General features: G+C 70.0%; 12 protein-coding genes and 1 pseudogene. 6 read left to right on the top strand and 7 right to left on the bottom strand.

What is annotated here, in order from left to right:
- Positions 1 to 25: 25 nt before the first annotated feature.
- Complete coding sequence (locus tag FVE89_RS01680; RefSeq protein WP_043075264.1) at positions 26 to 823, bottom strand: metallophosphoesterase; 798 nt, start codon at positions 821 to 823, stop codon at positions 26 to 28.
- Positions 820 to 1,374: a metallophosphoesterase family protein gene (locus FVE89_RS01675; protein WP_043075265.1), complete on the bottom strand. Its 555-nt coding sequence runs from the start codon at positions 1,372 to 1,374 to the stop codon at positions 820 to 822. The genes FVE89_RS01680 and FVE89_RS01675 overlap by 4 nt, the downstream gene beginning before the upstream one ends.
- A 256-nt stretch (positions 1,375 to 1,630) precedes the next feature.
- Here FVE89_RS01675 and FVE89_RS01670 point away from each other — a divergent pair, with 256 nt between their 5' ends.
- Positions 1,631 to 2,323 (top strand): DNA-binding protein, encoded by a 693-nt coding sequence (locus FVE89_RS01670; RefSeq protein WP_083374424.1) that lies wholly within the window; start codon positions 1,631 to 1,633, stop codon positions 2,321 to 2,323.
- Positions 2,324 to 2,450: 127 nt separating this feature from the next.
- Here FVE89_RS01670 and FVE89_RS01665 read toward each other — a convergent pair whose 3' ends face one another.
- Positions 2,451 to 2,939 (bottom strand): hypothetical protein, encoded by a 489-nt coding sequence (locus tag FVE89_RS01665; RefSeq protein WP_124262949.1) that lies wholly within the window; start codon positions 2,937 to 2,939, stop codon positions 2,451 to 2,453.
- Between the two features lie 201 nt (positions 2,940 to 3,140).
- Positions 3,141 to 3,221: pseudogene (locus tag FVE89_RS01660) on the bottom strand (arsenic resistance protein ArsH); the annotation flags it as partial.
- 223 nt (positions 3,222 to 3,444) lie between these two features.
- Here FVE89_RS01660 and FVE89_RS01655 point away from each other — a divergent pair.
- Complete coding sequence (locus FVE89_RS01655) at positions 3,445 to 3,654, top strand: hypothetical protein (RefSeq protein ID WP_043075266.1); 210 nt, start codon at positions 3,445 to 3,447, stop codon at positions 3,652 to 3,654.
- Positions 3,655 to 3,681: 27 nt separating this feature from the next.
- Here FVE89_RS01655 and FVE89_RS01650 read toward each other — a convergent pair whose 3' ends face one another.
- A complete protein-coding gene (locus FVE89_RS01650; protein ID WP_043075267.1) occupies positions 3,682 to 3,894 on the bottom strand; it encodes a DUF2188 domain-containing protein in 213 nt (70 codons plus the stop codon).
- Between the two features lie 97 nt (positions 3,895 to 3,991).
- Between FVE89_RS01650 and FVE89_RS01645 the strand changes: the two genes are divergently transcribed.
- Complete coding sequence (locus FVE89_RS01645; protein WP_043075268.1) at positions 3,992 to 4,348, top strand: hypothetical protein; 357 nt, start codon at positions 3,992 to 3,994, stop codon at positions 4,346 to 4,348.
- A 22-nt stretch (positions 4,349 to 4,370) separates the two neighbouring features.
- On the opposite strand, the gene FVE89_RS01640 is transcribed toward FVE89_RS01645, so the two are convergent.
- Both FVE89_RS01640 and FVE89_RS01635 read right to left on the bottom strand, forming a co-directional pair.
- Complete coding sequence (locus FVE89_RS01640) at positions 4,371 to 4,952, bottom strand: toll/interleukin-1 receptor domain-containing protein (RefSeq protein ID WP_043075269.1); 582 nt, start codon at positions 4,950 to 4,952, stop codon at positions 4,371 to 4,373.
- A 219-nt stretch (positions 4,953 to 5,171) separates the two neighbouring features.
- Positions 5,172 to 5,924 (bottom strand): hypothetical protein, encoded by a 753-nt coding sequence (locus FVE89_RS01635; RefSeq protein WP_160532430.1) that lies wholly within the window; start codon positions 5,922 to 5,924, stop codon positions 5,172 to 5,174.
- A 515-nt stretch (positions 5,925 to 6,439) separates the two neighbouring features.
- On the opposite strand from FVE89_RS01635, the gene FVE89_RS01630 reads away from it, so the two are divergent.
- From FVE89_RS01630 to FVE89_RS01620, 3 genes are all read left to right on the top strand, one after another.
- A complete protein-coding gene (locus tag FVE89_RS01630; protein ID WP_071000289.1) occupies positions 6,440 to 7,102 on the top strand; it encodes a hypothetical protein in 663 nt (220 codons plus the stop codon).
- 975 nt (positions 7,103 to 8,077) lie between these two features.
- Positions 8,078 to 9,064 (top strand): hypothetical protein, encoded by a 987-nt coding sequence (locus tag FVE89_RS01625; protein WP_071000288.1) that lies wholly within the window; start codon positions 8,078 to 8,080, stop codon positions 9,062 to 9,064.
- 150 nt (positions 9,065 to 9,214) lie between these two features.
- Complete coding sequence (locus FVE89_RS01620) at positions 9,215 to 10,000, top strand: hypothetical protein (RefSeq protein ID WP_071000287.1); 786 nt, start codon at positions 9,215 to 9,217, stop codon at positions 9,998 to 10,000.
- Positions 10,001 to 10,007: the final 7 nt, after the last annotated feature.

Below are 10,007 nucleotides of genomic sequence, written 5' to 3'. Positions count from 1 at the left end.
GCCCTGCTGACCTTCCGGTGGCCGATCAAGGCAGGTCGATGGTGCGACCATCCTCGAAGCCGCTGGCTTCCTCGTGGTGGCCGCGCGAGTTGCAGACCATCCGGGTCCGGCCGACGTGGTAATCGACGCTCCGGTGGATGTGGCCGTGGACCCACAGGTCCGGGCCGCACGCGTGGATCAGGTCACGCAGATCCGAGGTGTAGCACCAGCCGAGATCCTCGTGCGGACGCGGCAGGCTGTCGGGCTGCGGCGCGTGATGGGTGACGACGACCGTCGGGCCGTCGTGCGCCGTCGCGAGCGTCGCCTCCAGGAATACACGCGTCTTCCTGTGCAGGGCGAGGATCTCGCCCGGCTCGACACGGTGCCGTGACCGCGGCCCGTTCCGGATCCGGCGATAGTCGTTCATGCCGCCGCGGCCCTGGGCGGCGCGCATGGCGGCGTGAAGCCCGAAGGGGCCGAGCCGGAAGTCGGTCCAGAGCGTGCCGCCGGCGAAGCGCGTGCCACCGATGACGACGGCGTCGTCGAGCAGCAGGTGGATGCCGTGGCGCGCGGTGACGTCCCGGCCGCGGGACAGCTGGTCGACGAGCGTGTAGCGGTCCTCGCCCCGGTCCCACCAAAAGACATGGTTGCCCGGAACGTAGACGACCAGCACGTCGGGCAGGCGCTCGGCGAGCCAGTCGAAGGCGCGCACGAGCGGCGTATGGACGTCGCCCGCGACGACGGCCACGTCGAAGCCGTCGGGCGGCGCGTGCGCCGCCGGATCCCAGGCGTTCTCGGGCCATTCCTGATGGAGGTCGCTGAAGACCCAGAGCTTCTGCGTCATGGCGCCCTCCCGTCGTTGGCGGCATTCTCGGCGAGGCGGATGCGGATCTCGTCCAGGGTGACCGGGCGGAAGCCGAAGCAGTCCACGCCGACGTCGGTGCTCGCCGCGGTGCCGGGCAGCGTGCCGTGGGAATGGCCGTAGAGATGGATGTCGCCGCGGTGCATTCGGGGCCAGACTCGGTGGGCATAGTGGCTGCACCACACGCCCTGGACAGACCCGTCCGGCAGCGGAACCTGCACGTGGGCGACGTCGAAGATGCCGTCCCAGGGCAGGCGCGCGCCGATGCGGTCGTGGTTGCCGCGAACGAGATAGCGCCTGGCGCCGTTCAGTCGCGTGAAGATCTCCCGGGCCTTGGCTTCGGAGCAGCGGTAGCAGAAGTCGCCGAGGTGCCAGACGGTGTCGCCCGGGCGGACGTCGGCGTTCCAACGCACGATCAGGGCCTCGTCATGGGCCTCCATCGTGTCGAAGGGGCGTCGCAGGCCCAGCCGGTCGCCAAGGGTGGCCCGGTGCGCGAAATGATGGTCGCTTGAGAAGAGGATCCGAGGGGGCATGAGAGCCTCGCGCGCTTGGCGGAGGCTCGACGCAGGTGGTCTCGCGCTCCGGGTTTTAGGGGGGCGTGGGACGACCGATGCGTATCATGGCGGGCTCCTGGGTCGGGGCGGTCCTTATTCCCTGGACGGTCCCGGGGCGCAAGGAGCGCGACTCGGTGGGGTAGCGGTAGCGGTAACGCGACCATGATTTGCTACCGAAATCCATAGGCTCGTTAACCATCTTGGGTGATGCTCGTGGCGTGGCGGGGGGCGGGCCATGAATGAGCAGCGGAAGCAGGAACTGTTCAGGGCGGCGGACGGGCTGTTAGCCAGGACCGGACGCGTGTCGCTGCGGACGCTGATCCCGCTTCTGAAGAAGGGCGGCTCGAACCGTGAGGTCGGGCCGGCGCTGGCGGAGTGGAAGGCGGCGAAGGGCTACGCGCCAGCGCTGAAGATCAAAGAGCTGCCGGTGCCGCTGCAGGATGCGCTGGCGAAGGTGGCGGGGGATCTCTGGGCGGCGGCGCAGGCCGAGGCGGCGGCGCGGCTGACCCGGGACCGCGAGAACCTGGCGGTGACCGTGCGTGCGAGCGAGGAACTGCTGGCCGAGGCGCTGGATCGTCTGGACGCGGCCGAGGCGGAGATCGCGGGGCTGCGCGAGAGCGTCACGCGGGCCGAGGCGCGGCTGGAGCGGGGCCGGTCGGAGGAGTTCTGGGACCGCGTCATGCGGGAGATCTACGAGATCCTGCGCGCCTCCGGCACGATGACCGCGGCGCAGATCCTCCGGCTCCTGAAGCCGGCGACGGTGCGCGGGGCGGCGGATCGCCGGGAGCCGCTGACGCCGAGGACACTGCACAAGAAGATGTCGGTGCGGGTGAGCCACGGCTGGTATTTCGAGCGCGGCGAGACGGGATTCTCGCGCGGCACGTTCCCGACGCTCGGCCGCGCCAGGGAAGCGGCTCCCCCAGCTTGAGCGAAGCGGCCACGGTCGTTGCCGGCTGGCCCGCCGGAATTGTGCCGACTTTATCCGCGCCGGCATATTCGGGCGCAGACGACGGATCCGCCCGGCGTTTCTCTGTGACCGCCGGCCAGCGAACCGCTCAATCGGGATCGCTCAAATTCATGGGCAGGGGCTCGAAGCGATCGCGAAACTGCTTGCCGAGATCCTGACACGCCATGAAGGCATGGTGGTTCAGCTTCGAGCAAAGCTCGTAGATGCGGAAGATCTCATCGAGGTCGAAGCGCGGCCGCTCCTCGAACCGCGGCATGAACAGGTTCATCTCCGCGCCGTTGTGATTGAACACCTCGTGGAGATACAGCATCCGTAGTTCCACGGCGTCGGCGTCGGAATGCCCGTAGAGACTATTGCGATGGGCGACGACCTTCTCGTGCAGGGCCAATTCGGCCGAGGACAGTTCGACGCCGAGCGCCTTCCAGCCGAGCTTCGGGACCCGTCCCTTGGATTGCGAGAACGGTCGTGCGTAGGCCACGACCATCGTTGTCTCGTAGCAACGGAACTTCCGCCAGGCCGGCAGGCCGTAGACGACGTCGTCTTCCAGTTCCTGCAGGAGGAAGGTGGCCGCGCTCATGGCCTGCGCGAAATCGGAGCAGGAGAGCTGAAGGCGCGTGAACCGATGGAATTCGGCTTCGTCGCGAGGGCTCGGCGCGGCTGCTGCCCCGTTATCCGGTTCGTCCATGCTCCGATGCCCCCGATCGTATCGTCCCGTTCGAAACCTGACCCGATCGCGGCATGATCGGGAAGGGGCAGCGTGATCGGGCCGGACGGTTCCTCAACGCTTCACGAAGCCGATGTCGGCGACGACCGCCTTCAGGCGCTCGGGCTCCCGTTCTTTCCGCTCGCTGTAGCGGTCGGCGCGCTCGCGGGTACCCGCACTGGGGAATGTCGGGCTGGCTGCCGCCCTATGGCGCGTGTGCGGTCCCGATCCGAAAAACAGCGTTTGACCTCCCGCCGGCGGGAAGCGTCGCGAAGGCTGTCGCTCCTGATTGGCGCGCTTCATCCACCGTCCGGAACCCGACGATACGCGAGAACTTGGCTTCGAGGACCGGGCGGTTTGCCCGGCGGGAGCACGCATCATGTCGAGTGACACCGAAAAGCATCGCGAACTGCTCAGCGGCCTGAAGCAGGCCCGGGGCAAGGCGGACGGCTCGTTCGAGGCAGCCATCACGGCCGCCTTCGAGCATGTCTTCGAGCATCTGGAGCGCTTGAATGGCCACGTCTCGTCGGGCGGTCCCGGCGGAGCGGACCGGCATCTCGAACCTGACGAGAGCGCAACCCTTCGCTGACGAAGGTCGCGATCCGACGGCCGTGGACTATCGGGTCTTCCGAAACTGGTCGGGACCGCCGACCTTCGTGTTCCGGACCCGCGCCACGTTCGGCTTCTTGTCGGGCTCCAGTTCGCGAGCCCGCTCGATCCCCGCCTTCTGGGTCGGCGTGATGGCGCTCGCGCGCTTGGATCCCTCGCGGCGCACGGCGAAGTCGCCGTCCTCGCGCGGCTCCACGTAGATGTTTCCTGGCTTGGTCATCGGCAGTCTCCGTCACCAACTAGGCGTGACGTGATGGCTGGCCGCCACGCTTTCAATGCACGGGTCAACCATTTGACCCACGCCAAGGGAGAACCCCGTGACGCCTACGGAGATCAAGGCCAAGGTTCAGGACACCCACCGCCGGGCGATGTCGAACGCCTCCCTGCAGATGTCGCGCGACGGCGGCGTCCACCACCTGTTCCGCGACGTGAAGCTGTATGGCCGGGACGCCGGCGTCGACTTCGTCGAGACGAATATAGGCCAGATCGTCCAGGAAGCGGTGTCGATGGCCGAGTGCAAGCGGCCTTCCTTGGAGATCCCGGCCTACGGCTTCGGGAAGGCGGCCGTCGCAGGCATGGCTCAGGCGCTGGAGGACCTCACGGCCCTGAAGATCGAGGTCAAGGGGAACACACTTCAGCTGATCTGGGCGCAGCCGAACCCGGGCTACGTCTAGGCTACCTCCGCCGCGGGGCGGATCAGGTCTTGGTGCCCGCTTTGGAAGGCTTGCGTGCCACGTTCGCCCGGGCACGTGGCTTCTTCGCCTTCGGCGGCGCCGAACCCTTGGCGGCCGCCTTCGCCGTGGCCTTGGCGGCGGCCCGCTTCGGCTTGGCCGGCTGCGAAGCCGCCGCGATTTCCCGTCGGACGGCGGCCACTACGCGTCGAATGCCCTGAGCGACATTGAGATAGGCGGCATCCGCACTGCGCCAGCGGGTGACCTCCCGCCCGTCTTCCGGGAGCAGCTTGAAGCCTGCGGCCGGGGTCGACTTCCAGTCGCAGGGCCGGACGACGACGGCGACCACCCGCATTGTGCCGCGGGCACGCCGGTTCATGGCGCGCCTGTACTCGATCTTCCAGCAGTAGTGGCTCGCCAGGTAGTCGGGGCTCAGCAGGCCGACGAAGACGTGGGCGTTCCTGAGTGCCCGGGCGATGGCGGTATCGAGCTTGTCGCCCGCGTTCATGTCGCCGTCGAACCAAGTCGAGACGTTGTCGCCCTTCAAGGGGGCCAGATGCGTTTCGAGTTTCCTGCGCGCGTCGGCGTCCATGTGCGAGTAGGACACGAAGATCCTGACCTCGGACTTTTCCTTCCTGCCGGGCTGCCCGGACGGCCTCGTCGTGCGCGCCGGCGGCCGTGCCGCCTTGGGCCGGGGGACGGCCTTCCGTGTGGATAAGGAAGCGCGGGCGCGCATCGTTGCCCCCGTTTGGCTAGCGGCCAAGGTCGCGAGTCATGCTCCCTGGACCCGGTTTGTTCCCAAACCGGAAGGGTTTCGGTCGTCGGCCTAGGCGAGGTAGGGCAGATATCCCGGTCCTGGTTGGACCAAGCGCCTGTCGACGAGGATGGTCCGCCGGTTGGTGGCCCCGGGATCCGAGAGACGGGGGGTCAGCGAGATGATCGCGACCTTCCAGTCCGGGATACCGGGGATAGGGGCTTCCATCACGGCGACCAGCACGGTCACGCCTCTCCTTCGCAACTCGGACACCGATGCAAGGACATTCCCGCATAGATCCCGCCTGCGGTTGAACTCGCCGCCGCCTATGGAATGCGGCCCCATCACCCATGAAACCAGATCGATCCATTCCGTCAGGGCTTCGACGTCGGCGTCGTAGGCGGGCCCGAGTTCCGGACGATGGATCAAGAACGCCTGCGTGCCGGCGACCATCCGGACCTGCCGGTGCGTCAGAAAGGGCCGTACCGGAACCGCTTCGAGGTTACCCATTTCCTCGACGAACTCGGCGGCGGCCTGCTCGCGTGGAATGGGAATGCGGGCGGCCGTGAAGGCCCCCTTCTCATAGCCGAGCGCGAGGGCGACCCTGTCCAGGCTTTCAACGCCGACCGGCTCGGCGCGCTCGACGCGTTCGATCGTAGACAACGAGACACAGGCGAAATCGGCCAGGGTCTCCTTCTTCCACTGTCTCAGGCTTCGTCCCATCCGGGTCACCATCGCGACCAGCTCGATGGGCGGCACGGCAGGAACCCCCGGCGGCCGAGGCGGCATGGCTGCCAGGCGCTCGATGATTTCCTTGGACTTCATGACGTTCTCCTTCCGACAAGGGGAAGGTGACCCGGGACGCTCGTCCAAAGGAGATCGAAAAAACCTTCAGCGACGAACGCCGGTGACGGCTGATTCGGGCGCCGCCCACGCTCAAAGGCAGCGGGCCGTCATCAAGTGATGGCGGCCCGCTTTACTCTAGGCTGACCCGACGTGGAACTTAGATGTCCGAAAGCGGATCTTTGGATCGGCTATCAGGCGCGCGGCCCAGCCAGCGAAGTCCTGGAGTTGGCCGCCCATTAACCATCCGCTCAATCCGCGATCGCCAACGTCGGCCAGAACGGCTTTGCTGCCCCCCGACCCGGAACCGCCACAGGGCCTGCGCGGCCAGACGCGGATCGGCCCATGGCCGCGGCGCCTACGCATCGCGCCACCTTCGGAACCGGCTCGCTCACGGCGTCCCTGACCCCGTTTCCGCCCTGGCCATAGTCGGACCAGGCGCCTGGCCACGCGGGGGAATGCGGGTGCCGACCATCCCGCACCAGGAGTCACCAACTATGCCGGAGCCCACTCAGATCCCCCGAAGACCGCCGCTGCATCGCGATCGGCTGGAGGCATTCGAGCGCGTGAGGCGCGCTGTCGCGTCGGGAACGTCGACCTTCGCGATCGATCACGGCGAAAACCGGCGGACCTCGGATCGGGCCGCGGAGATCGTTCGCGCGCTGGAGTCCGACAAGACCGCGACCGTTCGGCGAGGCGGTGGCGCGGACGTGACGCGGGTGCTCGTGACGATGGCGGGACGCCGCCTCGCCGTGGCGCGGGATGCGGGCGGCGTCGCGCTGTTCCCCCTGGACGGACCCATGCGGGTCGTGGATCGGCCGCAGCGATGGGACGCGGACGTCGACCTGGCGCGACAGGATCGGCGCGGCCTCGTTCGCGCGATGGCCCCCGACGAATACGATGACGACACGCGTGCCGGCTCCGCCGTCACCGTCGTGCTCGACCCGGTGGTCGATTGGCCCACGCATCCCGTCTACGAGGCCCGCCGGCACAGCGCCGGCGACGCGATCCGTGTCTGGGAAGTCTTCACCCTGGACGGCGAGTCCCACGGCCTGCTGCTCATGATGGAAAACGGCTTCCACGGGGTCGAACCGTGCGGCGCGGTCAGCCCGGAAGTCAGCCCCGGCGCGGCCGCTTGGCAGATCGTCATGAACGGCTAGGGGCTCGGCCGGAGGCCCGGGCCGACGACGGGATCCGCCAGCCCACGGGGCCGGAGATGGCCGGCACGGAGGGCGTGTGGGAGTTCCCCTGGCGCGGCTCCGCCGCGACCTGAAGCGCCATCCCGCGGAGGATCCGTCCGTCGCCCGGGATGCCCGCGCCGCCGCGGAACCGGCCGGAGCACGGCTGCGCGGTCTGACGTCGGCGAAGGAGAGGCCGGGCCCGCGGACCGACCATGCCCCACGCATGGCTGGCCGACGCCCGCGGCTCCTGCTTCTTCACCGCCGCCGATGTCGACGCGGTCCGACCTGCGACGGGCAAGGCCCGGAATCGCCGCAGTGTGCGGGCGAGCCTCGCGGTGGCGGTCGATCAATCGATCGGGCGGCGCCGCTTCGACGGGCGGACCGTACGCGGGGCCGCCCGCTTCCGAAGGGTCGCGCAGCTTCGACCGAGCCGATCGGCGGGACGCCGGCGCGCTTCTCCCCGCGACCGGACGCGAACGAAGCCGGCCGCGCCGTTTGTCGATCTTTAGATAGTATTAACGATGTACAAAACGCCTTATCCACAGTCTTGCGGACCTTAGCGCATTTTCTCACTTGCATACATCCGCTCTCGCATGTATTACGACCGTGAGCGTCGCTGCGACACCCGTCCGCGCTCAACCCTCCCCCAAACATACATCCCTGCCCGACCGCGGGCATGGCGACCTGTCCTGGTCGCATTCTCCGGTCGGGGCCGCCCCGGTCAGCCGGATCCAGGCGGCACGTTCGCCCCGCCGGCGCCAGCCGTTCGACGCCGCGCGAGCCCGCCCGTCCCCGATGTGCCCCCGTCCGTCAGCGTCCCCCTTGGGCCGCGGCGGTACGACGACGACCCGCACGGGTCCGCCCGTGCAGCGGCGCCCGAAGCCGCCGGTCGGCGGCCGCCCCGTGCCCGCCCGGCATCCGCTCGTCCCGCAAGCCGCCAGGCAAGGAAGATCCATGCCCCCCCAGAACGACTTTCCCACCCGCCACGCCGCGCCCGCCCCCAGCGAGCGTCTCGCCGCCGAAGTCGAACGGCGACTCGTCTACGTCCGCGCGATGCGAGGCCTGGCCCGGCGGCCTGCGCTGACCAGGGTCGCCGCCGTCGTCGCGGAGGTCGCGGCGGAGGTCGGCGGCAAGCCGCCGGCCCCCCGGACCGTGGCCGCATGGTGCCGCCGGTACGAAAGCGCCGGCCGCGACCCTGCCGCTCTGATCCCGGTGCTGCGCAGCCGCGGGACGGCGACGCCCGTCAGGCCTGTCCGGATGGGCGACGGCGCACAGCTGCCGGACGTCATGGGGCCGGCGAGACCGGCGAAGCCCGGCACGACGCCTGATCACGGCGTCGTGTCGATGACGACGCCCGCGCGCACGGTCATCCCGGAACAGCGCCGCTCCCGCCAAGCCCCGCATCGACGCGCGGCCGAGCCGGCCGTCGATCCTGCGGATGCCCCGCGGCGCTTCGGCAGGATCGACGGCGCGCGACGCCCCGACCCCCGGCTTCCGGAGGGCGCGGTTCGCATGGACATCGTCCGCCTGCGGGACGCTTCGGGGGAAACGGCGGACCTGGCCCTCGCGTGGGACCGCGGCGGGCGCCCGTTCGGGGCCGCGCTCGGACGGTCCCTCGAAGCGGGCGAGTTCGTGCGCCTGCTCCATGGCGGCGTGTCCGCCGCGGGCGTCGAGGTGATCGGACTCGCGGCCCTCGCCCCCACCGCCGTCCTGGTCGACAACGCCCGCGAGTTCCATAGCGCGTCGTTCCGCGAGGCGGCGCACGCCCTCGGGGTCAGCATCCACTACGTGCCGACCGGCGCGTCTCAGCGGAATCCGTCCGAACGAGTCCTGCGCAAGGTCGCGGCGCACATGGGCATCTCCGGCATCCGCGGCCTCGCCGAACATCTTCGGCGGTGGCTCGGACCGGACGGCGAGAAGATCGCCGCGACCGCGGGCTGACCGCGCCGCAGTCCCGCCTGCGCCGACCGTCGGTCGGCGGGGCGCCGCCCGCCGCGCCCCGGATCGCATGCCGGGGCCTACCTCGCCCCGACGGAACGGCCGCGACCGCCCCCACCCTCGGGATCGCCGCCGCCGATCCAGGATCTTGCCATGACCGAGAGCAGACACGCCATGTGTGCCACCCCCTTCGCCGCCGAAACCCATGAGTTCGTCAGGGCGATCGCCGACGGATACCTGTTCCGGGAGCGGGCGACCGGGATCCATGTCGCCGTTTCCCCGGCGGGGATGGTCGCGTCCTGGTGCCGCAACGTCTCGGGCCACCGGACGGTCGCGGCCGCCCCCGACGGCGGGCGGCCCGGCCCGGCCGTCTCCGGGACACCCCCGGCTGTCCTCCCGCAGGGTCGGCCTCGGCCGCAGGAGGCGGCCGGCACCCTCGCGACCTGGCGCGGCGCGTTCGCCGCGGATCCGGCCGCCGCGGCGCCGCCCCCCGGCTATCGGCGCCTGCGGCGCCGCCTGGTGACCGGCCGCCGCGACACCTTCAGCGGCTTCCGGCCGTCGAGGAAGACGGGGCGGATGGTGGCCTACGAAAGCCTTCTCGAACGGACCGCCGCGATCCTGCTGGAGGAGGCGCGGGAGGTCTCCGACTACCTGGAGCAACCGGCCTCCGAGTCGTGGGACGACGCGGGGACGCCGCGCCGATACACCGCCGACTTCGGCGCGCTGACCGCGCTCGGGATCGCCTACGTCGAGGTCAAGCCGCGGCGCCTCGCCCGTCGGCCCGGGACGATGGCGCGTCACAGGGCCGTCCGCGAGGCCCTCCACGCCCGGGGGATCGGCTTCGTCGTCTGGACCGAGCGCGAGATGGCGCGGCCGGCACGGGCGATCGCCCTGCTGCTGTGCGCCGCCCGGCGCGCCGAGCGGGACCGGCGCGCCTGATCGCCCG

This window comes from Methylobacterium sp. 2A (assembly GCF_009806555.1).
GTDB lineage: Bacteria > Pseudomonadota > Alphaproteobacteria > Rhizobiales > Beijerinckiaceae > Methylobacterium.
This window is presented reverse-complemented; position numbering and strand designations above follow the sequence as displayed.

What these genes read in the sequence shown, in the direction of transcription:
- FVE89_RS01680 (WP_043075264.1), bottom strand. Translation starts at nt 823, where the DNA reads ATGACGCAGAAGCTCTGGGTCTTCAGCGACCTCCATCAGGAATGGCCC.
- FVE89_RS01675 (WP_043075265.1), bottom strand. Translation starts at nt 1,374, where the DNA reads ATGCCCCCTCGGATCCTCTTCTCAAGCGACCATCATTTCGCGCACCGG.
- FVE89_RS01670 (WP_083374424.1), top strand. Translation starts at nt 1,631, where the DNA reads ATGAATGAGCAGCGGAAGCAGGAACTGTTCAGGGCGGCGGACGGGCTG.
- FVE89_RS01665 (WP_124262949.1), bottom strand. Translation starts at nt 2,939, where the DNA reads ATGAGCGCGGCCACCTTCCTCCTGCAGGAACTGGAAGACGACGTCGTC.
- FVE89_RS01655 (WP_043075266.1), top strand. Translation starts at nt 3,445, where the DNA reads ATGTCGAGTGACACCGAAAAGCATCGCGAACTGCTCAGCGGCCTGAAG.
- FVE89_RS01650 (WP_043075267.1), bottom strand. Translation starts at nt 3,894, where the DNA reads ATGACCAAGCCAGGAAACATCTACGTGGAGCCGCGCGAGGACGGCGAC.
- FVE89_RS01635 (WP_160532430.1), bottom strand. Translation starts at nt 5,924, where the DNA reads ATGAAGTCCAAGGAAATCATCGAGCGCCTGGCAGCCATGCCGCCTCGG.
- FVE89_RS01630 (WP_071000289.1), top strand. Translation starts at nt 6,440, where the DNA reads ATGCCGGAGCCCACTCAGATCCCCCGAAGACCGCCGCTGCATCGCGAT.
- FVE89_RS01625 (WP_071000288.1), top strand. Translation starts at nt 8,078, where the DNA reads ATGCCCCCCCAGAACGACTTTCCCACCCGCCACGCCGCGCCCGCCCCC.
- FVE89_RS01620 (WP_071000287.1), top strand. Translation starts at nt 9,215, where the DNA reads ATGACCGAGAGCAGACACGCCATGTGTGCCACCCCCTTCGCCGCCGAA.